Origin of the sequence: Runella rosea (assembly GCF_003325355.1) — a bacterium.
Taxonomy (GTDB): Bacteria; Bacteroidota; Bacteroidia; order Cytophagales; family Spirosomataceae; genus Runella; species Runella rosea.
In genome coordinates this window covers 6,100,369-6,126,785 of record NZ_CP030850.1, presented here as the reverse complement: position 1 = coordinate 6,126,785, position 26,417 = coordinate 6,100,369, and the positions used below count along the sequence as shown (strand labels likewise).

The window sequence follows — 26,417 nt, the reverse complement described above, 5'->3', positions numbered from 1 at the left end:
GTAGGCTTTCCCTTTTTCATATTAGTTCAACGGACTACTTCGTTAACAATGGCATGAATTTATCTTTTGTGGTGTCCAATTGTGGGACATACCAATTCATTTTGGGCGAAAAATCAACGGTATTTGCCCGATTTGGGCAAAAAACACCCCATTCAATGAATAATAATCCACGTAAAAGTTGCAAAAGCAGCGTGGAATAAAATTTTATCAAACTATTGCATCACTATCACCCCAAAGATTACGTATGATATATCGCTTTACCTTTATTTTAACTCATGTTTCACTAATAAAACAATTACAATTATGGAAAACAATCAGCAAAACAAGGGTACATTCGCTTGGGTAGGACTGGTTATCATGACGTTGGCGGCGGGTGCATTCGGTTTTATGTACTTCGATCAAAAAGGCCAAACCGAGACAAAAGAGGTCGCGATTGTTGAAAAAGCAAAAGAACTCGCGTTTACTCAAACGAAATTAGATTCGGTATCACGTAATTTAGACGCAAAAATCGCCGAAACACAGCAACTTGGTGGCAATATAGAAGAGCTAATGAAAGTAAAAGCTCGACTAGAAACGGACAAAGCCAACTTGAAGAAAAACATGCGATTTGAGATTGGCAAATACACCGCGAAAATCAAAGAATACGAGCAATTTCTGGCCGATAAAGACGTCGAACTCGTAAAACTTAGAGAAGAAAACGGCGTATTGGCAGCAACCAATCAAAACTTAAGTACCGAAAATACAGGTCTCAAGACCGAAAAAGAAGCCTTGACGCAGGTAAAACAACAGCTTACCGACTCTGTAATGACCTACAGCAGTCAAAATCGGGAATTGAGCGAAAAAGTTGCCATTGGCGCTGCACTCAAGGCCGAAAATATCAAAGTGTTGGCCGTTACTCCTAAAGGTAAAATTAAAAACGACGACAGCTACAAGGCAAAACGCGTAGACAAAATCAGATTACAGTTCACTCTGCCGTCTAACCCATTAACCCAGCCTGAAGAAAAAGAGATTTATGTACGTGTACTTGATCCAGACGGCGCGGTAATCTCTGACGAAGCAATGGGCTCGGGCAAATTCAACTGGAAAGGACAAGAGATGATGTTCACCACTAAAGACCGCGTAGCTTATCAAAATACAAATCAAATGGTTGAAATGACCTATGACAATGCACAACGCTTCCGCCCAGGTAAATACAGCGTGGAAGTATATTCGGAAGGATTCCGCATTGGCTCAAGCAATTTCACGATTAAATAATTCGACAAGGCAATTGACTCTTTAAAAAGCCTGATTCATCTTCTTGAAAGTCAAGTCTGTCAGAATGCGGTTGGGTAACTCCCAACCGCATTTTATTTTTGTTGCATCAGTCAGCCAAAAACAAACAATCGGTTAATCATCCTTAAATCCTGAAATGCAATGGAAACGCAACGCGACCCCCAACTTTGGAAAATGGCAAAAGCAAGAGCTTCGTTCAAAAGCCACCTTTATGTGTACCTTTTTGTCAACGCTGCCTTATGGACCTTGTGGGCCTTTGGCCTGATATGGAGCCGAGGCGATACCTATCCTTGGCCCGTATGGACATCTTTCGGTTGGGGAATAGGGCTTGTATCTCATTATTTTTCGGCGTACACTTACAGTGAAAAAAACATGGTAGAACGCGAATATCAGAAGCTTTTGAACAAAGAATGACACCTTTAACCCTGCTTTTACATGCAACCTCGTGACGAAAAGCTCTGGAGAATCGCCAAGCGAAGGGCCCATTTCCAACGCGATTTAATGTCTTATCTGTTCACAAACGCCATTTTAATCACCATTTGGTACCTTACTTCTGGAACCAAGAGTCATTTTTGGCCCGGTTGGGTACTCGTTTTTTGGGGAATTGGCCTCGTCACCCAATATTACCGCGCCTACATTCGCCCTAACGACGATGACCTCGCCGAACAGGAATATCAAAAGCTCTTGAAAGAAAAACAGAATGGTTTATAAAATGGCTCAATATTCTACCATTCAATCTCCTGCAAACCCTTGGCTTTCAAATAATTATTTGCCTGACTAAAGTGATTATTGCCAAACCAACCACCAGAGTTGGCCGACATCGGCGAAGGGTGTTTTGATTTCAGCACAAAATGTTTTTTGGGGTCAATGATTCGGCCTTTGTCCTGCGCATATCTTCCCCACAGCAGAAAGACCAGCCCCTCTTTATCGTCGTTTAAATGACGAATGACGGCATCTGAGAATTGTTCCCAGCCGTGCCCTTGATGAGAGCCTGGCTTGCCTTCCTGCACGGTAAGCGTGGCGTTGAGGAGGAGTACTCCCTGCTCGGCCCATCGCTCCAAGTTTCCGCTGCGCGGAAAAGGCTTCCCCAAATCATTTTGAATTTCTTTGAAAATATTGATGAGCGAAGGAGGGATAGTAACACCGTCGTTGACCGAAAAGCAAAGCCCGTTGGCTTGCCCTCTACCATGGTAAGGGTCTTGCCCCAAAATGACCACTTTGGTTTTGTCAAAAGGGCATTTATCAAATGCATTAAACATCAGTTTGCCAGGTGGATAGATTTGTTGGGTTTTGTATTCCTGACGCACATACGCAACCAAGTCGGCAAAATAAGGCTGTTCAAATTCGGTCTGCAATCGAGCCTTCCACGAAGCTTCAATCTTAATATCCATACAAAATAATGACGGGTTTAAAATTTATGGTTTAAAATGAACCTCTGCCTAAAACAGTAAGGCTATACTGTTCGTTGTAAGCATTGAGATACTTTTTTGACAAAGATTTGGTTTTTTTAATGATTAAAACCTAATTTTGGTTATAAAGTTAGTAAAGCTTCATAAAACCATGACATCCGCGATTACAGAAGGCGTTCGAGTAAGCGTATTGACGCAATATCAGCCCGAATATTCGAGCCCGATGCAGGCCCATTTCGTATTTACGTACCGCATTACCATCGAAAATCACAGCGAGCATACGGTACAATTGTTGCGCCGGCACTGGTTCATCCATGACTCAAACGGTACCGTTCGGGAAGTAGAAGGCGAAGGCGTAGTAGGGCAACAACCCGTGCTTGAACCTGGCGAAGTCCATGAATACGTATCGGGCTGCAACCTTCGCACCAGCATGGGTAAAATGGGCGGCACTTACCTGATGGAGCGCATCATGGACGGCAAACAATTCAACGTAACAATTCCTGAGTTTACGATGATTGCCCCCTACCGTCTGAATTAGGCCTCATTTTAGGTAGTGCAAAATTGTTGTCAATTATTCTATCAAACAGAAAATACTGTATATCCCCCGATAATTTATTTTTTCGGTCTCGCAGTTTTACCTTCTGCGGTTCTCCATTTTTCGGTTATTAAATCCCCCCGATTTTGTTCCTTCGTCCTATTTTTCGCTATTTTTTTGCTGCCCAAAACGAACACGGTCTTCATTCTCCTTTTGTATTCGATCTCTATCTAAATACAATCAAAAAAGATACTTTAAAGCCCCGTTTTGAAGCCATTGAAGCGCTGCGCAACGAAATGCTTCAAAGTCGTGAAACCCTCACAATTACCGATTTTGGGGCGGGTTCAAAAGTGAATGCCTCCCCCGTTAGGGAAGTGCGCGACGTGGCGAAACATTCAAAAAAATCGGCTCAGTTGGGGCGACTTTTCTACCGACTGATTCAGCATTTCAATTATTCCACGATTTTTGATTTGGGAACTTCATTGGGCCTGACCACCCTCTACTTGGCATCCGCCAAGCCAGATGCGCACATTTTCACTTTTGAAGGCTGCCCCGAAACGGCCAACTTAGCCCGACGTAATTTCGAAAAAATTGGCGCATTGGCCCCGATTGAAGTCATTGTTGGAAATTTAGACGAAACCCTGAATGCTCAGGTAGCCGCTATCCCCAGTATCGACTTTGCCTTTTTTGATGCCAATCACCGGTACGAGCCTACCGTCCGCTACTTCGAAACCTGCCTGACCAAGGCCCACGAAAATAGTCTCTTTGTTTTTGATGATATTCATTGGTCTCCCGAGATGGAAGCCGCCTGGGAGTATATCACCCAACATCCGTCCGTTACGGTCACGATTGATTTGTTTTCGGTTGGGTTGGTTTTCTTCCGAAAAAAACAACCCAAACAAAATTTCGTGTTGCGTTGGCGATTTTGGCGATAGGTTTGCTCTTTTAAAAATCCTATCTTAATTTGCAGAGCAATTATTAGCAGGCTAATACTTTAACCTCATGACTCACCCTTCCGATTCTCGTGCCTATTTTTTCAAAATTGATACCACCATCAAGAAAATCCGCAACGTGTTACAGAAACGTTTCAACGATTCGGGATTTGATTTGACGGTAGACCAATGGGTATTGATTGACCACGTAGCCAGAAATCAGGGAATAAGTCAAAATATGTTAGCCGAACTCACCACCAAAGACGCCCCCACAGTGACGCGCATTTTGGATTTGCTCGTCAAGAAAGGATTGGTCGAGCGCCGCATGTCGGACGAAGACCGGCGTAAATTCAACATTTTTTTAATGCCCGAAGGCACCAAAACATTCGAGATGGTTTTGCCCGTGGTCAAAGAAATCCGTCGTCAAGGTTGGGGAGAACTTAACGAAGAAGACTACGCCCATTTTGTTAGAATTATGGACTCTATCTATCAGAATTTCAGCGAATAACGACTTCCTACTAAGTTTCTATTTTTCGGCCCAAAACCACCATTACTCCAAAAAGGAGCACCACAAACACCAGCGCTGCCCGCAACCCCTGCGAGTCTGCCAGAAAGCCAATGACTGGCGGCCCAAACAAAAACCCAAAGTAGCCCAACGTACTAACCATGGCCAATCCTACGCCGTTGGGTAATGATGTGTTGTGACCTGCGTTGCTATAAATAATGGGAATAATGGTTGATAGGCCCAAGCCCACCAAAAAAAGACCACCAATGGCCACCCACACGGAGGGAATCATCAACGCAACCACCAAACCGAGCATTGCCAGAGCCGAATTTGCCAAAATAAGGCGTTTATCCCCAAAAATTGTTCGGATTTTATCCCCTCCGAAACGCCCAATCGTCATCGCGGCCGAAAACGCCGACAAACCCAGTGGTGCCATCGCGGCATTGGTTTGGAGAACATTTTTCAGGTAGTTGGTGCTCCAATCGGCCATTGCGCCCTCCCCCAACATGGCACAAAACGCAATCAGACCCATAAAAAGCATGGAGCGGTCGGGTAGCCGAAAAGCCACGCCTTCGTTCGACGGTTTGACCGTATCTGGAATCAAAAAGAACACACAAGCCACCGCAATCACCAAAGCCCCCGCCGAAACGACCGCAAAGTGAAACGTGGTGCTAAACGGCACAAAAAAAGAACCACTCAATGCACCAAGCATCATTCCTACGCTGAAAATGGCGTGAAAAGAAGACATCATCAGAGCATTATAGCGTTGCTCAATCGCCACCGCTTGGGCGTTCATTGCAACATCCAGCGCCCCCATAAACGCGCCGATTATGTAAAAAAAGACTGCTAAGTGCCATTTTAAGGATAGCAACGGAAACAAAAATAACGAACAACAAAACAACAAAAGCGACAGCGTTGTGGCAAATTTGCTGCCCCGACGTGCAATGAGCCAACCCGTGAGCGGCATGGACGTGAGTGAGCCCACTGCTACACAAAGGAGCATTAGTCCTAAAGTGCTGTTGTTGAGCGAAAAAAGTGTTTGAATACTGGGTAATCGGGTACTCCAATTGGTATAGATGAATCCACAAATGAAGAAGATCAAACTGACGGATATTCGACTTGGAGGCATGAAGATGTAGGTTAAGAAAATGAAATTATAGTTTAGCGCCTCGCAGGAATTCTTCAATTCCCATGCGTTTTTTCCCTTCTAGTTGTAGCTCCTCAATCGCCAGCCAACCATCACCCGTCTTGAAATGAAGGAATGATTTATTATCGGTCACAAAATCTCCAGTTTCTCGTTCACTGGATTCTTGATTGGCCACTGAAACCTTGTACACTTTACAGATTTTTCCATTGAGGGTAGTCCAAGCAGTCGGATAGGGGGATAATCCACGCACAAAGTTGCGAATAGCAGAAGCAGATTGCGTCCATTGGATTTGGCAGGTCTCCTTAAAAATCTTGGGAGCACTTTTTAACTCCTCAATCTCAGGTTGTGGGATTTGAGGATAATTACCGTCCTGTACAGCCTGCGCGGTTTTCACGACCAAAGCTGCCCCTTTTTGCATCAAACGCTCGTAGAGTGTGCCTACTGTATCATCTTCGTGAATCGGCTCGGTTTCCTGAAAAATGATTTGACCTGTATCTATCTCATGTTGCAGAAAAAAAGTTGTAACGCCCGTTTGCGTTTCGCCGTTGATGATGGCCCAATTGATGGGTGCCGCCCCACGATACTGGGGCAAAAGCGACGCATGAAGGTTAAATGTTCCTTTTGGCGGCATATTCCAAACGACTTCGGGCAACATCCGAAAAGCCACCACCACTTGCAAATCCGCCTGATAGCTGCGCAATTCTTCCAAAAAATCGGGGTTTTTAAGTTTTTCAGGTTGAAGAACAGGAATCCCCTGCGACAAGGCGTATTGCTTCACGGGCGAAGGCGTCAATTGCAAACCCCGCCCAGCGGGTTTATCGGGTGCTGTCACCACCGCCACCACATTTGAGCCACTTTCCACGAGCTTTTGAAGACTGCTCACCGCAAATTCGGGTGTACCCATAAAAATAATCCGAAGACCTGTCATAAGAAATTAATTTCTACGTTTAAAGTAGTACAATAAGGCTATTTTTTAGGATAAAGCCTTTGGGGATATTGATTTCAGTTGCAAATATTGCTAATTTTGTGATTCAATTCTCGACTATGAACCGACACGACGAATACTTTTCGGTCTTGCTGAAGAAGTGACAGATTCTACCATCCATTTGTAGAGCGGTCATTTCACCGTTCTTTTTTTTTGTCCATAGTACCAGAAATTTCTTTACCACTAACAAATATCCTATAACAATTAACGTACAGTAAAGCAAAATGGCTAAAATACAGTACTACACCGAAGAAGGTCTCAACAAGCTTAAGGCTGAGTTGCAGGACTTAAAAACGCGGGGCCGACAAGAAATAGCAAGAGCAATAGCTGAAGCTCGCGATAAGGGTGATTTAAGCGAAAATGCCGAGTATGATGCCGCCAAAGAAGCACAGGGATTGCACGAAGCAAAAATCTCTAAATTAGAAGAAGTCTTGGGCAATGCCCGCATCCTCGATGAATCGTCAATTGATACGTCGCAGGTGGCTGTGTTGTCTAAAGTCAAGATAAAAAACCGTAAGAACAACGCCGTTGTGACCTACACCCTTGTGTCTGAGGAAGAGGCCGATTTGAAACTCGGAAAAATCTCCGTTGGCTCTCCCATCGGCAAAGGTCTGCTGGGAAAAAAGGTAGGTGATGTAGCTCAATTTCAGGTTCCTGCGGGAGCCATGGAGTTTGAGGTATTGGAAATATCAAGATAGACCTCAAAATACCCCAGCTCCGTGCTGGCATAGATTTTGAACTAAAAGTGGGCAGGCTTCCTAAAGCTGCCCACTTTTTTTTATTCCCAAACAAAATTTCTCATTTTAGATAATTAGTTTCAAAAACAACCCATTTATTCGTTTTTTTTGCCAAATGCTGCCAAATATAATTTGGCTAACGGTGGTTTATAGATTTTTACTGTGTTTTCAAGTAAAATTACTTTAAAAACACACTTAGCAAAATCTTAAAATAATTAAATATATTCTACAAAAAGTTATGATAAATGGATTTTACTTACAAGATTTGCTCAACAAAGCGCGTTTATTGAGTAATATCGCTAAGTATTCCAAAATCAGAAAAAGTAAAATGAATTATCAGCCACCAGTATATTTGACTCCTCATTTATACATGACCAACGAAGAAGTTGCGATTGTAGATGGGTTGGTAGACCATCAGGAAATGCCAAAAAAATTTGATTCAAATCGAGTCATTACCTATTTTGAAGGGCAAGATTTTTGCCTTGTCCTCTTCTTTGCAGACCTCAAAGACCGAGGCTTTCAGAAGTATGTTGTCAGTGATTTTTCGGTGAATGTCGAAGAAATGTGCATGCTCTCCAACTCGCTGACGCAAATGATTAGCGAAGGTATCAATGTGCATTTACTGAGTCAAGCCAAAAATCGCGTCGATAACATGATTCACATGTCAGGTACTTTTAGGGCGTTGTTTGGCAAGAAAAAAGCGGAAGAAACCGACGATTGGTAAACTATAAAACGTCGAAAGTTAACGTCGGCGAGGTTTTGAACCAGGGCGCGCAGCCCTCGCCGACGTTAAATAATTATACGTTAAAACGGAAGTGCATGATATCACCATCTTGCACCACGTATTCTTTTCCTTCTACCGAAATCTTACCCGCATCGCGGCAAGCAGCCTCGGTTTTGTACTTTTCGTAATCGCTCAGTTTAATGACTTCGGCCCGAATAAAGCCCTTCTCAAAGTCAGTGTGAATCACCCCAGCGGCTTGCGGTGCTTTCCAGCCCCGCTGAATGGTCCATGCGCGTACTTCTTTGACACCCGCCGTAAAGTACGTAATCAGATTTAAAATGTGATACGATGCCCGAATCAATCTGTTCAAACCAGATTCTTTCAAACCGTATTCTTCCAAAAACACTGCGCGCTCTTCGGGGTCTTCCATTTCGGCAATTTCTGATTCAATGGCCGCGCAAAGCACAATCACTTCGGCATTCTCTTCGGCCACAGCCGCTTTCAATTGATCCACGTATTCGTTGCCGTTGATGATGGCCGATTCGTCGACGTTTGCTACGTAGATGACTGGCTTGATGGTCAACAATTGTAAGTCAGCAATGGCCGCTTTTTCATCTTCCGTCAGTCCTACGGCCCTAACGCTTTTACCGTGGAGCAAGGCATTTTTAACGCGCGTAATAATTTCAAGCTCGACCTTGGCTTTTGCATCTCCAACGCGGGCCGCTTTTTCAACCCGTGCAAATTTCTTCTCAATGGAGTCCAAATCTTTCAATTGAAGCTCCAAATCAATGATTTCTTTATCGCTGACAGGATTAACGCGCCCTTCTACGTGTACGATGTTATCGTCGGCAAAGCAACGAACCACGTGGATAATGGCATCCACTTCCCGAATATTTGCCAAAAACTGATTTCCTAAGCCTTGCCCTTTGCTTGCACCGCGTACAAGTCCAGCAATATCGACGATTTCGACGATGGTAGGCACCATACGTTGTGGATTCACTAAGCCTTCCAGTATTTGCATCCGCTCGTCGGGCACTTCTACCACGCCTACGTTGGGTTCAATGGTACAGAAGGGATAATTGGCTGCTTCAGCCTTTGCACTTGACAATGCACTAAAAAGGGTGGATTTGCCCACATTCGGCAATCCGACAATACCACATTGGAGAGACATTCCGGGAGTTTTGAGTTTTGAGTTTTGAGTTGCGGGTTAGACAGAAAGCTCATCAATAGGCAAATACCCTATCTTTTACTTCATTTCCAACGACCTCTCCTCCCTCGTTATGAACAAATAATAATATAACTCACTTGAGTGAGGCTGCAAAATTAGTATATTTAGACTTACCTACAAAACCAAAAGGCCTCCGGTAAGTACCGGAGGCAAGTTCTTGGATAGTTTTAGAAAACAGGTATTACTCCCACTTCAAATCGCTACCGCTATAATCTTCTTCCTCACGTACGGCGTACTGCGAGAAATCAATATTTGGCATTAATTCTGTTTTGATGTGATTTACGGTGTCCTGAAGTGCGTCCACAAATTTGTCGAAATCTTCTTTGTAGAGAAACATCTTGTGTTTTTCATACGCAAATCCGTCTCCTTGCGGAAAACGGCGACTCTCGGTGATTGTAAGATAATAATCATTGGAACGAGTCGAACGCACATCAAAAAAGTAGGTTCTTTTGCCGGCTTTTACGCGCTTAGAGTAGATTTTTTCTCGGTCTTTATCTTCCACTATACTTAGTAGGTTTAGAGTTTTAGCAAACGCTAAAGTACATGTTTTGTTGTTGCCTTTCAAAATTTTTGTAAAATAAAGTTACCGACTTTTACGTTATTAAGAACATGCCTTTTAAAATTGGTTTTGTAAAAAACATAGATTATATTAAATTTGTGCCTTATTATCAACCTATAACCCTTTTTTAGGTTGCATTTTTTTGAGTAGGCTTCGAGGTGAAAGCTCTGTGGAAACCATTCTTTTAGTGGAATTAAACCCGAAAAAACCTATGTATTATACCCCATTTTATTTAATTTTACTGTTGTCGTTTTTCACATTAAATTCTGCTTCAGCACAATTGTTAGGCAAAGAAGAACAGGGGAAAGCGTCTTTTTACAACAAAATGTTTGACGGTCGGCAGACCTCTTCTGGCGAAAAATTTAACCAGAAAGAATTAACCGCCGCCCATCGTTCCCTCCCAATCAACACCATGATTGAAGTAACGAATCTATCAAACAATAAATCGGTGATTGTTAGAGTTAATGACCGAGGCCCTTTTCATCATACACGTCTGATTGACCTGACTCGCGCCGCTGCCGAACACCTAGGTTTTATTAAATCTGGCATCGCTTCGGTCAAGCTTCGAGTGGTTGGTATGGAAGGAATGATTTTGCTCGGACAAAATGAAATCATCACCGATACGGGAGATATCATCGAAAAGGCCAACAAACTTTAACCTTTCCCAAAACTGCCAATGAGCACACGAACGCTGGATGTTGCAAGAGTAAGACAATACGGTAATTTAGAGTTTCTGGCTCGGCAGTTGGTTGAAGGTTTTATCACGGGTCTTCATAAGTCTCCCTTCCATGGTTTTTCGGTCGAATTTGCCGAGCATCGTCTCTATAATACGGGCGAGAGTACGCGGCATATCGACTGGAAAGTATACGGAAAAACCGACCGATTGTTTGTAAAACGCTACGAAGAAGAGACCAATCTACGCTGTCACTTGTTGATTGATACGTCGTCGTCGATGTATTATCCTGAGCCTAATCACGACAAGATTACATTCAGTGCGATGGCAGCGGCGAGCATCGCCAATCTCCTCCAACGCCAGAAAGACGCCGTCAGTCTGTGTACTTTCTCGGATACGATTGAAATTCAGACGCCAATCAAATCAACTCCTTCGCATATCCACAAGATTTTTTTGGACTTGGAAGGTATTCTTCAAAAACCCAAAGAACAGCGTAAAACGGCCGTGGCCGATGTGCTTCACTTGATTGCCGAAAAAATTCACAAACGGTCGTTAGTTGTCATTTTTAGTGATATGTTTGAAGATATTACGCAAACAGACCGCATTTTTTCGGCCATGCAGCACCTGCGTCACAACCTGCACGAAGTCCTGTTGTTTCACGTTACCGACCGCCGCACCGAAGAAGAATTTGCCTTTGATGACCGCCCGTACGAGTTCATTGATTTGGAATCAGGAGAAAAAGTAAAAGTTCAGCCCGGACAAGTCAAAAAGCAGTACCAAGAAGCGGTCAAAAAATATTATCAGGAATTGAAATTAAAATGTGGTCAGTATAAAATTGACTTTATAGAAGCCGACGTGGCCAAAGGCTACGACCAAATCCTGTCGGCTTATTTGGTAAAGAGAAACAAGATGCGTTGAGAAGGGAAATTACCAAAAACCTGTTTATTTTTGCCCCTTTACATCCAACGAATATGAAGCACTCTTTTACCGCCATTTTTGTCTCCCTTCTTTTATTTACGTTTTGTTTTATCGGTTGTAAATCCGCAAAAAAAGCTTTCAAACGCGGTGATTATGACGAATCTGTACTAAGAGCCGCCGAAAAACTTCGTGACAGCCCAACGAATTCATCTGCCAAAGAGATTCTCATACAGGCGTATCCATTGGCCTTGCAACAAAATCTCGACGACGTAGCCCGCTACCAAAACGCCCCCGAAGCCTTTCATTTTGAGCCAGTGGTTGACGCCTATGTACGTCTCAATCGCCTGTATGATGCCTTGCGCAAATGCCCAGCTTGCGAGCGTTTGGTTACCGTTCGGAGTTTCATTCCAGAAGAACGAGACGCCCGCGAAAAAGCAGCTTCTGAACGTTATGAAGCAGGGATGTTATCGATGCAAAACAAAGAAAATCGGCAGATGGCGCGTCAGGCGTATGAGCATTTTGAATCTGCCAACGCATTGCTTGGTGGCTACAAGAACGTTCAATCTATGCTAGATGAGTCGTACGAATACGCTTCTTTTAAAGTGGTTGTAGAGCAGGTATTGGTCACCTCGCGGGCGTATCAATTGAGCAACGAATACTTTCAGAATAAGGTTAACGAGTTTTTACAAACCAATAAGCGTCTCAATAAATTTGTACGGTTTTATTCCCCGCAAGAAGCTTCAACTACACGCCTCAAACCCGACCACGTCATAAAGCTAGAATTTGATGATTTTGTAGTGGGTCAGACCCTCATTCAATCCAATACCGACGTAGTGACCAGCAAAGACTCCGTAAAAGTGGGCGAAACGACTGTAAATGGGAAGAAAATACCAGTCTATAACAAAGTAACGGCCAAACTGACCCGCACCCGTAAATCGGTGCTGTCGTCAGGGTTGTTGGACATGCAAGTGATGGATTTCCGCAACAAGTCGGTGGTAACGCAGGAGAAATTCAGAGGAGATTTTACGTGGGTATGCGAATGGGCCAATTTTAACGGCGATGAGCGCGCTTTGACCGCTGAACAAAAACGCCTTTGCAGTGTTAGAGAAATCAATCCCCCACCTCCGCAACAGCTCTTCATTGAGTTCAGTAAGCCCATTTACGACCGCCTGACGAGCAAAATTCGGGATTATTATAAGAATTATTGAGCATTTGAGCATAAATTGTGGTGTGTTTGAACCGCATTTCGTTGGGTTGTGTGCAACCGAGTACACCAGCATTTCCATCAAAAAGCCCCCTTTAGAATCATTTCCAGAGGGGGCTTTTTGATGAGAATAAACCGTTTTATAGCTTCAATTTGATATTCATCCTTCCCAAAACTGCCGCAATACCAATCACAACAAACGCATAAATCAAAGACTTAAGAAGCCCCACCACCCCATAACTGAGCGCTTCGGGGAGGTGAAACGGCAGTAAATTAGCCACGCTGTAATAAACGTAAGGAATCAAATAACACGTCAGTGTAGCGGTTCCAGCGACCTTAATGGGAGCAAACCACTTGGCTTTTCCCCGCAAATCAACCCAAAAATAAATCCCAGCAAACAACATAAAGGCAATGCCACTGCACAAGAACACCCACGTAGGTGTAGCCTGAATTTTAGAAATGATAAAGAAGTTTCTCAACAATAATCCTATCAACACCATAGCCACGCCAATACTTGTAAAAATAGAAGGAACCTGTAATTTTCTATTTTTTTTGTACAACCACTCCATCAATAGCGTACCCAGCAAGCCCGTCATGGCGAAGGCATGAAACGCACCGTTGCCCAATATCCAGTCTTGTGGTCCCGAAGGCCAAAGGGCTTTCAACCACCCCGCATGACCCGCAATCGTAAAAAAAGTAAAAACACCCCCAGCAATAAGTAATCCAACGCTGCTTTTGTAAGCAAACAAATAAAGAATGGCACAGGTCAGGTAGGTCCAACCGATAAGGCCCAAAATCCCCCACCATTGCGGCCTCATGCCTACGAGTGCATTGGCCTCACCGCTTCTGAAAATATACGCCAGATAACACAGCAGCACCATTCCCAAGATTTGTAGTCCAAGAAAGAGGTACTTTTGGGTGCCCTCCCTTTTCGGGTACACATTCCAAATCAGGAAAAAGCCTGCAACCATCAAAATCTGAAACCATTCGCTCCGCATACCCGTTGCCTCGGGGTTAATTTCGGGAACGTTAACGGTAAAAACCCCCATGATAATCAGCGCGATGGAGCGCAAAATGATATGTTTAAGAATCAGCCCTTGACTGTCTCCATTTGCGATGCGGTTTTGGATGGCAAAAGGAATTGCCATCCCCAGAATAAACAGAAAACACGGAAAAATCACATCTGAAAAACCCAGCAAATCCTCATCGGCTTTGGCGTGTTGGAGCCAATACGGTATTCCGGACAATGACCAAAAATCGTTGACAAAAATCATAAGAAGCATGGTCAGGGCACGAAATGCGTCGATTGACGGCACTCGCTTTAGGGTAACTTGCACGGCAGGAATTGGTTTTGTTTATTGGCTTACTTTCTTTATTTCTTCATACATGGTTTTGAAGCAATTGGAAGGCGTGTTTTCACCCGCTTTTTCGTTGACTTTTATCCCGTAAAATTCATCTAAAAACGACCCCGCAGGCGACCATACGGTTTGCATCATCCCAAAAAAGCGCGGTTTCATTTCTTTGGTGGCCGTTGTTCTGAATTTTAGCATGTCATGGGTCTGGGCCACGGCAATTTTTGGCTTTCTCCAAGGGCAAGTAATGACATTGAAGCCTTTCATGGCAAAATACACCGCAGTTTGGTCGGGGCGTTCGTAATGCCAATCACAAATGACCACATCCTTGGCAATCAAATCAACCGCCTGATGGGTATTATTCATACTTGCCTCCCATTCACCCAGCCCCGTAGTTTTGCCGTCGATGAGGCGGTCGCCCCATATCCAAAGTTTTCGTTCTTTCAAGGCCAAATGATTCCTAATAGCGTTGACTTCTCCCGCAAACAACTCTGCCTTATTGCGACCGCTGCAACGCGGGCATTTATCGTCGCCAATGTAAAAAACTTCATCCATTCCCGCATGAAAAGCATTGCTTTCAAAAACATCGCAGATTTCATCGACCAAATCAAACACCACTTTATGCACTCCGGGATGCAGTGGACAGTAGCTTTTGCAGTACAGACCGTCGGCATTGGGCCACACGTACTTTTCGGGCATTTTTACATGCGGTGTTTCATCAAATTCGGGATAAACCCTCAGCAGGTTGTAAGTCGTTGTGGCCCACGATTGGTGCCCCAGCAGGTTGATTTGTGGAATAATCTGGATGTTGTTTTTCCGACAAGCCGCCACTAGCTTTTTCACCTCTCGGCGCGACAAAGCAATACTGTCCCGCAACTCGGGGTGGCTTTCAAATTGAAAATTAAAATCCACGCGAAGAATCAGCGTATTGACTTGACGCGAGGCCAACTCTTCATTAATAAATTTAACGAAAGCATCCACTTGCTTCGACTGCGGAGCCCCAATACAGAAACCCCGCACGGGCAATAAACTATCCAATTTGGTAGACTGTGCGCGCAGAATTGGGCTAAAAAAGAAAATACAAAAGAAGAAAGATAGAAGGCGTTTTTTCATTGATGAGAAGGGTTTGGCAAGCAAAGAATTTTGAAAATAAAAGAAAATACCGCCCGTAAGCTACTGCTGACGCTTTTCAGAACAAATGGACTTTTATAAACACATCAGGCTTTTCTCCAACCAAAAAATAGCTCAGAGAAAAGCCTGACAAATTCGCCCTTTAAGTTATTATTTCGATGATTTTATCTCAAAAATCCGAACGCTGTTTTCACTCATGCTGACTGGTACACCCTGCGCGGCTTCGACGGTGAGCGTTTGTGGATGATTAAAAATTTCTGTCAGCGTGTATTTCCCCGTTGCCGAAAGCCCCATTGTTTCCCACGCGTGGGAAGGGATTTTGACGGTAGTTTGTGCACCGTTATGCAAATCAAAATTACAAACAACTAATAATTTCTGTTTGTCAGAATGACGCAGGTAAACGTAGTGCTTTGCGTCGTTGTAGCCCGCACTTTGACCGTTATTGTTGGCATACTGCAAGTCGTAAAATGCTCCGTTTTGGATAGCATCACTTTTGTTAATCAATTTTAACAAATCAGCGTAAAATTTGCGCAGCTTTTGTTGGTCTTCATTGAGTTTGCCGCCGTCAAATTTTCCACCGTTGACCCAAGCTTGGTATTCGGGCACGCCCCAATAATCAAACATCGTAGTGCGGCCATCTTCTCCCGAAAAACCTTCGGCAACGGTGGGCGTTACGCCCACTTCCTGCCCAAAATACAACATCAAAGGCCCTGTGTGCAGCGTGGCCGAAACCACCATAGCAGGAATGGCATAAAACGGATTTTTAGCAAAATACTGGGAAGCAATGCGCTGCTCGTCGTGGTTTTCCAGAAAACGCAGCATCCGGTTGGCAAAATCGCCCGATTCCTGTTGCCACACCCGCGTAATGTCGGCGGTATGCCCGTGCCCTTCCATCAAGCGGCGTAGCGAATCGTAGAGACCTACTTTGTCGTAGAGGTAATCAAATTTGCCGTTAAAAAGATAATTACGGTACTCGGCAGGGTTGTAAATTTCAGCAATAAAAATCGCCGCAGGGTTTACTTTTTTAATTTCGGGAATCACCCAACCCCAAAACTCAAAAGGCACCATTTCGGCCATGTCGCAACGGAAGCCATCGACACCCTTGGCCGCCCAATAGAGCAAAATATCCCGCATTTTGAGCCAAGTACTCGGAATCGGGTCAAAATGACGGCTGCGATTGTTAAGATAATCGACGCCGTAATTCAGCTTGACGGTTTCAAACCAATCATTGATGCTGGGCTTGGCCGAAAACACGTCGTTTCCAGTAGCTTTCGCGGGAAATTCTTCGTACGGAAAAGTTGAAATCCCCGGCGGCACGGGCACGTTGTCGGGAACGAGGAATTTCCGATTGGGCAGGTAGTAAAAATTATTTTGGGGATTGAACGCCTCCTCTACCTTATCGCCTTCCCCAAAGTCTTTTACGCCTGAGGGCTTCATGTCTGACTTATACTGCCGTGCCACGTGATTGGGCACAAAATCAATGATAACTTTCAGATTGGCTTTATGAGAGCGGGCCACCAACGCCTCAAACTCCGCCATTCGATTGCGTACATCTACCGCCAAATCGGGATTGACATCGTAATAATCTTTGATGGCATACGGCGACCCTGCGATTCCCTTCACTACATACGGGTTATCTTTGGGAATTCCGTACGCCGAATAATCAGTCATGGTGGCGTGTTCAATCACCCCGGTGTACCAAACGTGTGAAATACCGAATTTTTTGAGTTCTTTCAGGGCTTTGTCGGTAATGTCATTGAATTTACCAGTGCCGTTTTCGTCACGCGTACCATAAAACTTATTGGTTGAATTCAGGTTGCCAAACAGGCGAGTGTAGATTTGATAAAGAACAATTTTGTCGGTTTGAGGTGGGTTCATGCGAGGTTGAGATTTAGGTGACGGCTGAGCTACTATACTCGTAACAAGCACATTAGCGGCAAGCCACAAAGCGGCTTTTATCGTAGTTTTCATTCATCATAGGTTAAAAAAACAGGTACTTTTTTCAAAAATACGGGGATTCACCCATATTTGCAACATGCACAAACCAATCCCGCGTCCGCGAATTTTATTGCTCAGTACGGTTCATTCAACCACAGATCCGCGCATTTCGGGGAAAATTGCTCCAAGTTTATCCGCTCATTTTGACCTCTTTGTTGCCTTAGCTGTTCACCCAAACGCCCAAAGAAAATCTCCGACCAACGAGCGTTTGATTCGCCTGCCGTACTTCCGTCAGCTTATTTGGCGTGTGTTGCTTGTCCATCCCCTTGTTTTGCTGAAATTCCTGTTTATCAGGCCGCAAATTGTCCATCTTTTCGTGGCCGAATTGCTGCCGTTGGCTTTTTTGTTTCGGTGGTTGGGGGCCGAGGTTGTGTATGAAGTTCAGGAGAATCTGTACAAAAAAATCCCCCTCAAATCGTACAATCGAGGTTGGTTTTTCGAGCGCCTTTTTCGCTATTTCGACCACAAAGCGCGGCACATATTCAAGTTTGTTTTTACCGAAGATGCCTATTTAAATGAGTATCAAAATCTCCAGAAGCCCTACGCTATTGTTCATAATTTTGCGTCTTCCGAATGGCTTTCATGGCCTTTTCCTGCACCAGATGTCCAACATCCCTCCTTTTTTTACGCGGGAGTCATCAGCTTTGAGCGGGCTTTTGATACTATGTTGAGTGCCTTGGTCATTGTAAAAAAGCAGCACCCGAGCGTACGGCTACACGTTTTTGGACACTTACGTATTGCACAAAAATCCTTAGAGGAACGGCACGACTACCAAGCGATAAAGGAACAATTGGTTTTTTACGGATATAAACCGCAAGAAGATGCATTTTTGTACGCCCAAAAGGCTCTTGCGGGCATTGCCCTGCTCAAACCCGTCGGCGATTATGCCGATTCTTATCCCACCAAAATGTTTGATTATATGGCCTTGGGCTTGCCCGTTATTACGTCCGACTTGCCTTTATTGAAGGCTGTTGTTGAACCCAATCAATGTGGTTTTTGTGTTTCTCCCTACGACGCAGAAGCATTGGCCACCGTGATGCTATCGTGCATTGAAAACCCTAAGACGCTACAAGTAATGGGCGAAAATGGACGTAAGGCAATTAAGGCAACTTACAATTGGCAAAATGAAGCAAAAAAATTAGTGGAATTATACAGCCAATAAAAGCTAAATTTTCGTTGCAGTCGGCCAAGATTTCTCAAGCATTCATTACAGTCCATGATGATAAAGCAAAAAGCCGTACAAATACAGCCAAAGCACATCTACAAAATGCCAATAAATGGTAATGAGCTTGATTTTGAGTTGGTTAGGAGGATTAACGCTAAAAACAAAAGCATCTACGTAGGTGCTGTTTTTGAGCGACTGATATACGGCCCAACTTAGTACGCCAATGCCAATCAGGATATGAAAAATGTGCAATCCAGAAAACAAATAAATGAATCCCGCTGAGGGGTTATTGAGGGTAGAAATACCCGCATTGATGAGTTGATACCACCCCAAAAACTGAAGAATCACAAACAGAATTCCTAAAAAAAGCGTGGCGGCAATGTACCTTCTAAACTCAGGATAACGGTCGGTGCGCAGGCTGTGATTGGCTAGATGCAGCGTGAGGCTGCTGACCACAATGGCAACCGTACTGACCCAAAAAAGGCCTGGGAGCGGCACATCAGTCCAGTAGACGCCCGCCGATTTGCGCATGATGTAGACCGCCAGCAAAATCGTAAAAATCAGAACACTCCCCCCTATGCCCAACCAAAGCATGAAATTGAACGGCTCACGCCGCTTAGTAAAGCGATTTTCCTTAACGATTGAAGCCTTCCCCATGATGATGCCTGCGTCCAAACGGCTGATTTACGATGTTAACTCTCCTTTCCAAACGGTGTACTGTGGCAAAATGTTCTGAAAATTGACCTCTTTCTCGAAAATTCCGTAAATTGTTGAACCAGACCCCGTCATAGAGGCGTACTCCGCGCCCTGATTGTACATAAGGGTCTTCAGTTCAGGCAAAATCGGGTATTTCTGAAATAACCCTTTTTCAAAATCATTCTGTACACAATGACGCCATTCCGACAGTGGGCGTTGCAAAGCCTCCCGCAAATTTACCGAGGGGGCCTGAGGTCTGACGCCCGCGTAAGCTTCAGCCGTTGAAATATGAAGATTGGGATAGACCAAAACAATGTATTTTCCTTTGAGGGATAGCGAAATATCAGCAAATTGGTCGCCTTTTTCGTAGCAATAAACGGGTTTATTTTGGATAAAAAACGCACAATCGCTGCCCAATTTACGTGCGTAGTTTTCCAATGTTTCCGTTGGAAGTTGTAGATTATAGACTTGGTTTAACAACATAAGTGTAAACGCGGCATCGGCAGAACCGCCGCCCATCCCCGCCCCAATGGGAACAATTTTGAGGAGATGCATGGCCAAAGGTGGCAATGCAAAATCATTTTTGAGCAATTCGTACGCCTTCACGCACAGGTTCTTGGCGGGGTCGCCAGGAATGTCAATCCCCGACGATGAGAAACTGAATTCGTGGGCGGGAATTACCTCCAGCACATCGCTCCAACCCACGGGATAAAAACAAGATTCGAGATTATGAAAACCGTCGGGGCGTTTTTCAGTGATGTGCAGGCCAATGTTAATTTTAGCGTTGGGGAATGTAATCATTAGCAAAAGTAGTGAGGGGTGAGGAGCGAGAAGTGAATCTGGCTACTCACTCCTCACTTCTACTTAATACAGCATCCGAAACTTGATGGTCTCTTCCATGTCTTTAATTTCTTGCACAAAACCGTCAACGTAGCTACGCTCTACATCCATAATGACGTAACCGATTTGGTCGTTGGTTTTGAGATATTGCCCCGTGATATTGACATTGTAGCGGGCAAAGATATTGTTTAGTTTGGCCAATATCCCCGGTACATTACGGTGTACGTGTAGCAGGCGGTGAGAGCCTTTCAGCAACGGCAATTGCACTTCTGGCACGTTGACGCTCCCCGTGGTGCTGCCGTTGTTTACGTATTCCAACAAACGCTCTGGCACATAATGACCAATTCCCTCTTGTGCCTCTTCGGTGCTGCCGCCGATGTGAGGTGTCAAGATAACGTTGGGCAAGCCGCGCAACTCGCTTTCAAAGGCTTCATTGTTGGTTTTGGGTTCATACGGAAACACGTCTAAGCCCGCTCCGCTTACTTTACCACTTTTGAGGGCTTCTACCAAAGCTTCCACATCCACTACGTGGCCCCGTGCCAAGTTCAGAAACACGACGCCGTCTTTCATAAGTCCGAATTCACGCTTACCAATCACATTTTTATTGTCTTTGCGACCATCGATGTGCAGACTCAGCACGTCGGCTACCTGCAACAATTCATCCAATGACTTGAGTTTCTTGGCGTTGCCGATGGGCATTTTATCCACTACGTCGTAGAAATACACTTCCATCCCCAAAGCTTCTCCAATCACCGACAGCTGCGTACCGATGTGCCCGTAGCCCACAAGACCCAGCTTTTTGCCGCGTACTTCAAAGCTATTATTGGCTGATTTATCCCATTTTCCTGCGTGCATTCCTACACTTTTAGGAAAAACGTTCCGAATCAACATAATCATTTCGCCCACCGCCAGCTCTACTACCGAGCGGGTATTGCTATAAGGTGCGTTGAATACCGCAATCCCTTTTTCGGTCGCGGTTTTCAAATCTATTTGGTTGGTGCCGATACAAAACGCCCCAATGGCAATCAAACGCGGGGCGTTTTCGAGCACCCGACGGGTCACCATGGTTTTGGAGCGAATCCCCAAAATGGTTACATCTTTTATTTTCTCAATCAGTTCGTCTTCATCCAGCGCCCCTTTCACAAACTCAACGTTAAACCCTTCACCTTCAAAGGCTTCTCTGGCTACGGGGTGAACGTTTTCGAGCAATAAAATCTTAATGCGACTCTTGGGATAGGATTGTGAACGCGGTAGGTTGTTCAAAAACAAGAACTCATCCAACGACGGCACAATGTGGTCGGCTACTTTGGTCACTTTTTCACGTTCAACATTTTCCGTAAAGGCATAAAAACGGCTGGCCAAACCCGACTCACGGAGTTCATAGTCGGTATAACCATCTCCGATGACGCACACCTCACCTTCAAGGTTCAGGGATTGGAGCAGTTTTACTTTTCCTTTGTCGGAAGAAAGTACATTGTCATTATCGACCCCGATGATGTTGTCCTCAGCATCAAAACGAAATGTATTGGCGTAGACATTTTCTTCTTTGATTCCTAGCTCGGTCACAATCGGCACAATAAATTCCTTAAACCCGCTCGACAGAATCAAAATGCTGTCGGCGTAGTCGTGTAGAAAAGCCTGATTCCGGAGGAAGGAATCGGATATTTTGGTACGTAAAAAATCCACTAAAGCATCAATATGTGAACGATTGGCCTGTAACAGTTCGATACGACGGCGAAGCCCTTCGGCAAATGACATATCGCCATTCATGGCCGTTTCGGTCAGGTCACGAATCTGTTGTACCACTTTTTCGCGGTTGGGATTGCCGGCAAGAGCAATGTTGGCCAATTCGTCCAATCCTTCGACCTGCGTAAAGGTGCTGTCAAAGTCAATGACGTAATAGGTTTGTTCAATTGTGTTGGTGGTGAGCATTGAGCGCTAATTTATATTTTTATCGGTGGGTGCTAAAAGGTATTCTCATTTGAGGTACAAATTTACCGTTCCTTTTTGGCATTTTTGCAGACTTGATAGAACAATTTCAAAACCTGCCACCTGTATTCATGAAAATTCTCCATACCGCCGATTGGCATTTGGGCAAACGCTTAGAACAGTTTTCGAGGCTCGACGAACAAAAAGAGGTCTTGGACGAAATTTGCGAAATAGCAGAACGCGAAGCAGTAGATGCGGTCATTGTTGCGGGCGATTTATTTGACAACTTCAGCCCCTCTTCTGAGGCAATGGAACTGTTATACAGTACATTACATCGTCTTTCAAATTTTGGAAATAGAGCCGTTATAGCCATTGCAGGAAACCACGACTCCCCCGAACGCATAGATGCGCCCGACGCACTCGCGCGGGTGTCAGGAATTTTATTTGTAGGCTTTCCCAATGCCTCCATTCGTCCTTTTGAAACCAAAAATGGCCTAAAAGTGACCAAAACCGACCGTGGTTTTGTCGAATTACAGCTTCCGTTAGTGGCGTGTCCGTTGCGGCTTATTCTTACACCTTATGCCAACGAACTCCGCCTGAAAACGTTTTTGGGAGTAGAAAAAACGGAAGAAAATCTACGTCAAATCCTCCAGCAACATTGGCAACAATTGGCCGATGACTACTGCGACGATACAGGCGTGAACTTGCTCGTTACGCACCTGTACGTGATGCGTCAAGACGACCCCAATCCGCCCGAAGAACCCGACGACGAGCGACCAATCTTGCACATTGGCGGAGCGCAGGCCATTTATTCCGAAAACTTCCCCTCTCAAATTCAGTACGTGGCCTTGGGGCATTTGCACCGTTATCAGACCGTCAGCAAGCAGCCTTGCCCTATTGTATATAGCAGTAGCCCGTTGGCCTATAGTTTTGCCGAAGCCAATCAAACCAAATACGTAGTCATCATTGAAGCCGAAGCAGGACATCCCGTGGAGTACCGTCAAGTCGCTTTGACGCGGGGTAAAAAACTACTACGGGCGCGTTTTGAAGAAGTAGAAGAAGCACTCGGTTGGCTGGAAGAAAACCAAGAAGCTTTGGTAGAACTCACCATCGTTACCGACAACTTTCTGGAATCGGCCGACAAAAAACGCCTCATGGAAGCCCACGCGGGCTTGATGCCGATCGTACCCGAAATCCGAACCAAAGCGACGACCACCAACGACACCACCCGCGAACTCCTCCAACAAGAAGGTCGGGGCATGGAAGAACTGTTTATCAATTATTTCAAAAACAGCAAAGAAGGCAAAGGCCAAGCGCCCAACGAATCGCTGATGGAGGTGTTTAAAGAGATTTTAGCATTGGACGAAGACGAAAATTTATGATACCCGTTAAACTTATTTTACAAGGAATTCAGTCGTACCGCGAACGCCAAGAAATTGATTTTTCTGCGCTGACAGCTGCAGGTCTTTTTGGGATTTTTGGCAAAGTGGGTAGCGGAAAGTCCACGATTTTGGAGGCTGTTACTTTTGTATTGTACGGTGATAGTGAGCGACTTAACAGCCGCGAAAACCGTAGCTATAATTTGATGAACTTGCGTTCAGAGAAGTTGTATATTGATTTGGTTTTTCGGACTGGCCGCGACCAAACGGAGTATCGATTTGTGGCCGAAGGCAAGCGCAGCGGCAAGCACTTTGACCAAGTCAAAATCGAAAGAAAAGCCTATCAATGGATGCCTGAACTCAACGATTGGTCGCCCATTTCAGCCGATAACCCTGCCGAAAAAATAATTGGACTCAGCTACGAAAACTTCAAGCGGACGGTCATTATTCCGCAAGGAAGGTTTCAGGAGTTTATCGAACTCCGCGACGCCGACCGCACGCGGATGATGAAAGAACTCTTTCAGTTGGAACGCTTTGAGCTTTCGGAACGGGTAAAAAGGCTGCTCAACAAAACCGATAGCGAATGGCAACACCTTGAAGGTCAGCGCAAAGCCCTTGGAGATGTGACTCCCGAAATGTATGCTCAAACGCAATTGGACCTTCAAAACGCCCAGGCGTTGTTGAGCCAACAAAAAGAACAACTTGCCCGCAAACAAAACGAAGAAAAAGCAATAGAGGCGTTGATGAAACTTTTCAATCGTTTGGTAGATTTGGAGGGCGAAATCAAAAACTTAGAGGACCAAGCCAAGGAGTTTCAGCAGCGACGCGAAAGGCTTCGGCAGTACGAGCTCTGTCAGTTGGAGTTGAAGCCTTTGTTGGACAAAAAAGCAGATATAATAAAGCAAATCAACCGCGAAATACAGACACAATCAGAAACAAAAACAAAGATTGAGGCCATAGAAAAAGTCTTAAGTTTCAACCAAAAAGAAATAGAAAACCTGCGCCCTAACTACGAAAAACGCCAAGAAAGCCAGACGCAACTAGAGGATTTGCGCGCCATTGTAAACGTGAAAAAAGGAGAAGCCGAACGCGCAAAACTTCAAAAACGAATAGAAGACGGGAAGCAAAAATTGGTACTCAAACAACAAGCCATTCAAGAGCGCAAAAAACAATACGAAACCCTTAAAAAACAGCGCATTACACTGCGAGAAGCTTTACCCGACATTGCTCAACTGTCGGAAATAAAAGCTTGGTTTGACAAAAAAGAAAATCTTCTTAAAGACAAAGAAGAACTCCGAACCAAAGCCAATGATTTGGTTAAAAAGGAAGGAAACATGGCCGAGGTAAAAACTGCTTTGTTTACCGAAGAATTACAAGCATTGGTTCATAAACCTACTGATAACCAAACTTTTGAGGCGATTTATGAAGGCGTCGAAGCGGCTCGTCTGCAATTGCAGAAAGAAGCCGAAGCGTTGAATCCAGAGATTTTGCACCTTAGTACCCAAAAAGCCTTACAACAATACGCGGGGGCCTTACAAGAAGGCGAACCTTGCCCGCTTTGTGGGGCGGTACATCATCCCCAGATTTTGGCCGCCGAAACCGACTTCAACACCCTGATTCGTCAGTTGCAACAACGCCAAGAACAACTCAAAAATACGGCTTCGCAAACGTTGGGGCAGTTGGAAAAACAACTCCGAATGGTAGAGAAAGACCTCGCTTTGATTCAATCTCAAAAGCAAGAAGTCAAACAAACTTGGGACAAAAAAACAGAAGAAATTCGCCTGCACGAAACTCAGTTTATCTGGCCTGCTTTCGACAACGCCGACCGCAAACCCGTAGATTTGGCGCTGGGACAGGCCAAAGTGACACAAGAACAGTTAGTGAATTTGGAAAAAAAACTCGAAGCCGAGGAGCAAGGCATCGAAAAAGACGAAACTGATCTGAAAGAAAAATACGAAAAACCAATTGAAGAATTTGGGCAAAAAATAGCGACTTTCGACGGAGCCATTCAGCAGTCGATTAATCAACTGAAGGTATTGGAAGTAAATCATTTTGCAACTATAGAGGTTGAGGTACTCGAAAATCAAGTGGAAAAACAAGCCCAAGAATGGCAAAATCTGGTGCTACAATATGAGGAGTTAGACAAAAAAATCAGGCAACAGCAGCAAGAAATTGGGCCTTTAACGGGGCAACTAACCACCCTAAAAACCAACCTTGAAAATCTACAAACCGATTTGAAACAATCGGAAGACCGCATTACTGACGCCCTGAAAACCCACCAATACGAATCCGAAACAAGTGTTTTGGCGGTGTTGGGGTGGCAATTGAACCTGACCCAAGAACGAGAAATCATTGTTGAATTTGACAAAAAATTGTTTGCTTTCCGCAAAGAACGGGAAGATTTACAACAAGCCACCAAAGCACAAACCCTTGATACAGAGTGGTATGCACAACTCTTAAAAGACATTGAGGAACACCAGCAAACCATCGAAAAATGGACGCGTGAGCAAGGCCGATTGGTAGATTTGGAAAAAACGCAAGCCCAACAACTACAAAAACAAGCCGAACTCCTCGAACAAAAAGCCAAACTCGAACTCCGCCAAGCCGACCTCAAAACGCTCGAAAGACTCTTTAAAGCGAGTGGTTTTGTCAATTATGTGTCGTCGGTTTATTTACAAAACTTGTGCAATCAAGCCAACGACCGTTTTCACCGCATGACACGCCAACAACTACGGCTGGAAGTGAACGAGTCCAATAATTTTCAGGTACGCGATTTGCTCAATGATGGTCGCACGCGGGCTTTGAATACCCTATCAGGGGGGCAAAAGTTTCAGGCGGCGTTGTCGTTGGCATTGGCGTTGGCCGACAACGTAAACGCCCAAATCACGGCCCAAGAAAACTTTTTCTTTTTGGACGAAGGCTTTGGGTCGTTAGACAAAGAATCGTTGCAAACGGTGTTTGATACCCTCAAGTCACTCCGTAAAGAAAACCGCGTGGTGGGTATAATCTCACACGTGGAAGATATGCAGCAAGAAATTGACCGATATCTTCACATCATCAACGACGAAGAACGGGGGAGTTGTATCAAGCTTTTCTGAT

25 protein-coding genes are annotated in these 26,417 nt (G+C 44.6%); 14 read left to right on the top strand and 11 right to left on the bottom strand.

The genetic code is table 11. The features are described from left to right. Positions 1-303 precede the first annotated feature (303 nt). The 3 genes from DR864_RS25190 (at position 304) to DR864_RS25180 (ending at position 1,983) form a co-directional block, all read left to right on the top strand. Positions 304-1,254, top strand: coding sequence for a DUF8428 domain-containing protein (locus tag DR864_RS25190; protein ID WP_114069551.1), 951 nt, complete (start codon positions 304-306; stop codon positions 1,252-1,254). 159 nt (positions 1,255-1,413) lie between these two features. Continuing rightward, on the top strand, positions 1,414-1,686 hold the full coding sequence (locus DR864_RS25185) for a 2TM domain-containing protein (protein ID WP_114069550.1): 273 nt from the start codon (positions 1,414-1,416) through the stop codon (positions 1,684-1,686). Positions 1,687-1,707: 21 nt separating this feature from the next. Continuing rightward, complete coding sequence (locus DR864_RS25180) at positions 1,708-1,983, top strand: 2TM domain-containing protein (protein WP_114069549.1); 276 nt, start codon at positions 1,708-1,710, stop codon at positions 1,981-1,983. Between the two features lie 14 nt (positions 1,984-1,997). Here the strand turns inward: DR864_RS25180 and ung are convergent, their stop codons facing one another. Beyond that, complete coding sequence (gene ung / locus DR864_RS25175; RefSeq protein WP_114069548.1) at positions 1,998-2,663, bottom strand: uracil-DNA glycosylase; 666 nt, start codon at positions 2,661-2,663, stop codon at positions 1,998-2,000. Positions 2,664-2,832: 169 nt separating this feature from the next. Between ung and apaG the strand changes: the two genes are divergently transcribed. The 3 genes from apaG to DR864_RS25160 all read left to right on the top strand — a co-directional run bounded on the left by apaG (position 2,833) and on the right by DR864_RS25160 (position 4,656). Next, on the top strand, positions 2,833-3,219 hold the full coding sequence (gene apaG / locus DR864_RS25170; RefSeq protein WP_114069547.1) for a Co2+/Mg2+ efflux facilitator ApaG/CorD: 387 nt from the start codon (positions 2,833-2,835) through the stop codon (positions 3,217-3,219). 143 nt (positions 3,220-3,362) lie between these two features. Further along, a complete protein-coding gene (locus DR864_RS25165; protein WP_114069546.1) occupies positions 3,363-4,151 on the top strand; it encodes an O-methyltransferase in 789 nt (262 codons plus the stop codon). A gap of 67 nt (positions 4,152-4,218) precedes the next feature. Further along, a complete protein-coding gene (locus DR864_RS25160) occupies positions 4,219-4,656 on the top strand; it encodes a MarR family winged helix-turn-helix transcriptional regulator (RefSeq protein ID WP_114069545.1) in 438 nt (145 codons plus the stop codon). A gap of 10 nt (positions 4,657-4,666) precedes the next feature. On the opposite strand, the gene DR864_RS25155 is transcribed toward DR864_RS25160, so the two are convergent. After that, positions 4,667-5,782 carry an MFS transporter gene (locus DR864_RS25155; protein WP_114069544.1) on the bottom strand — a complete coding sequence of 372 codons (1,116 nt, stop codon included), beginning with the start codon at positions 5,780-5,782 and terminating at the stop codon, positions 4,667-4,669. 25 nt (positions 5,783-5,807) lie between these two features. Further along, positions 5,808-6,728 (bottom strand): methionyl-tRNA formyltransferase, encoded by a 921-nt coding sequence (fmt, locus tag DR864_RS25150; RefSeq protein WP_262510918.1) that lies wholly within the window; start codon positions 6,726-6,728, stop codon positions 5,808-5,810. Positions 6,729-7,009: 281 nt separating this feature from the next. On the opposite strand from fmt, the gene greA reads away from it, so the two are divergent. Then, positions 7,010-7,483 carry a transcription elongation factor GreA gene (gene greA / locus DR864_RS25145; protein WP_013925845.1) on the top strand — a complete coding sequence of 158 codons (474 nt, stop codon included), beginning with the start codon at positions 7,010-7,012 and terminating at the stop codon, positions 7,481-7,483. A gap of 277 nt (positions 7,484-7,760) precedes the next feature. Beyond that, complete coding sequence (locus tag DR864_RS25140; RefSeq protein ID WP_114069542.1) at positions 7,761-8,246, top strand: hypothetical protein; 486 nt, start codon at positions 7,761-7,763, stop codon at positions 8,244-8,246. Positions 8,247-8,319: 73 nt separating this feature from the next. Here the strand turns inward: DR864_RS25140 and ychF are convergent, their stop codons facing one another. Together ychF and DR864_RS25130 are read right to left on the bottom strand one after the other, a co-directional pair. Further along, the gene (ychF, locus tag DR864_RS25135) at positions 8,320-9,417 is read right to left on the bottom strand and encodes a redox-regulated ATPase YchF (RefSeq protein WP_114069541.1); all 1,098 of its coding nucleotides are present in this window, start codon (positions 9,415-9,417) and stop codon (positions 8,320-8,322) included. A gap of 238 nt (positions 9,418-9,655) precedes the next feature. After that, positions 9,656-9,976 carry a DUF3276 family protein gene (locus DR864_RS25130; RefSeq protein WP_013925848.1) on the bottom strand — a complete coding sequence of 107 codons (321 nt, stop codon included), beginning with the start codon at positions 9,974-9,976 and terminating at the stop codon, positions 9,656-9,658. A 226-nt stretch (positions 9,977-10,202) separates the two neighbouring features. On the opposite strand from DR864_RS25130, the gene DR864_RS25125 reads away from it, so the two are divergent. The 3 genes from DR864_RS25125 to DR864_RS25115 are packed head-to-tail and all read left to right on the top strand — an operon-like array spanning position 10,203 to position 12,832. Continuing rightward, complete coding sequence (locus DR864_RS25125) at positions 10,203-10,691, top strand: septal ring lytic transglycosylase RlpA family protein (protein WP_229599472.1); 489 nt, start codon at positions 10,203-10,205, stop codon at positions 10,689-10,691. Positions 10,692-10,709: 18 nt separating this feature from the next. After that, positions 10,710-11,624: a DUF58 domain-containing protein gene (locus DR864_RS25120; RefSeq protein ID WP_114069540.1), complete on the top strand. Its 915-nt coding sequence runs from the start codon at positions 10,710-10,712 to the stop codon at positions 11,622-11,624. Between the two features lie 53 nt (positions 11,625-11,677). Next, complete coding sequence (locus DR864_RS25115) at positions 11,678-12,832, top strand: hypothetical protein (protein ID WP_114069539.1); 1,155 nt, start codon at positions 11,678-11,680, stop codon at positions 12,830-12,832. A 136-nt stretch (positions 12,833-12,968) separates the two neighbouring features. Here DR864_RS25115 and DR864_RS25110 read toward each other — a convergent pair whose 3' ends face one another. The 3 genes from DR864_RS25110 to DR864_RS25100 all read right to left on the bottom strand — a co-directional run bounded on the left by DR864_RS25110 (position 12,969) and on the right by DR864_RS25100 (position 17,282). Further along, on the bottom strand, positions 12,969-14,165 hold the full coding sequence (locus DR864_RS25110; RefSeq protein WP_114069538.1) for a DUF5009 domain-containing protein: 1,197 nt from the start codon (positions 14,163-14,165) through the stop codon (positions 12,969-12,971). Between the two features lie 18 nt (positions 14,166-14,183). Beyond that, the gene (locus DR864_RS25105) at positions 14,184-15,293 is read right to left on the bottom strand and encodes a family 20 glycosylhydrolase (RefSeq protein WP_114069537.1); all 1,110 of its coding nucleotides are present in this window, start codon (positions 15,291-15,293) and stop codon (positions 14,184-14,186) included. A 168-nt stretch (positions 15,294-15,461) separates the two neighbouring features. After that, positions 15,462-17,282 carry an alpha-amylase family protein gene (locus tag DR864_RS25100; protein WP_114069536.1) on the bottom strand — a complete coding sequence of 607 codons (1,821 nt, stop codon included), beginning with the start codon at positions 17,280-17,282 and terminating at the stop codon, positions 15,462-15,464. Between the two features lie 64 nt (positions 17,283-17,346). On the opposite strand from DR864_RS25100, the gene DR864_RS25095 reads away from it, so the two are divergent. Then, a complete protein-coding gene (locus DR864_RS25095; protein ID WP_114069535.1) occupies positions 17,347-18,471 on the top strand; it encodes a glycosyltransferase in 1,125 nt (374 codons plus the stop codon). 45 nt (positions 18,472-18,516) lie between these two features. Here the strand turns inward: DR864_RS25095 and DR864_RS25090 are convergent, their stop codons facing one another. The 3 genes from DR864_RS25090 to serA form a co-directional block, all read right to left on the bottom strand. Beyond that, entirely contained in the window at positions 18,517-19,149 is a 633-nt protein-coding gene (locus DR864_RS25090) for a cytochrome c oxidase subunit 3 (protein WP_310587544.1), read from the bottom strand. A gap of 9 nt (positions 19,150-19,158) precedes the next feature. Further along, entirely contained in the window at positions 19,159-19,971 is an 813-nt protein-coding gene (gene ispE / locus DR864_RS25085) for a 4-(cytidine 5'-diphospho)-2-C-methyl-D-erythritol kinase (RefSeq protein ID WP_114069534.1), read from the bottom strand. Between the two features lie 63 nt (positions 19,972-20,034). After that, the gene (gene serA, locus DR864_RS25080) at positions 20,035-21,942 is read right to left on the bottom strand and encodes a phosphoglycerate dehydrogenase (RefSeq protein ID WP_114069533.1); all 1,908 of its coding nucleotides are present in this window, start codon (positions 21,940-21,942) and stop codon (positions 20,035-20,037) included. A 128-nt stretch (positions 21,943-22,070) separates the two neighbouring features. Here serA and DR864_RS25075 point away from each other — a divergent pair, with 128 nt between their 5' ends. Together DR864_RS25075 and DR864_RS25070 are read left to right on the top strand one after the other, a co-directional pair. Continuing rightward, a complete protein-coding gene (locus tag DR864_RS25075) occupies positions 22,071-23,321 on the top strand; it encodes a metallophosphoesterase family protein (protein ID WP_114069532.1) in 1,251 nt (416 codons plus the stop codon). Further along, positions 23,318-26,416, top strand: a complete 3,099-nt coding sequence (locus DR864_RS25070) for an SbcC/MukB-like Walker B domain-containing protein (RefSeq protein WP_114069531.1) — start codon at positions 23,318-23,320, stop codon at positions 26,414-26,416. Before DR864_RS25075 ends, DR864_RS25070 begins: the two co-directional genes overlap by 4 nt. Position 26,417: the final 1 nt, after the last annotated feature.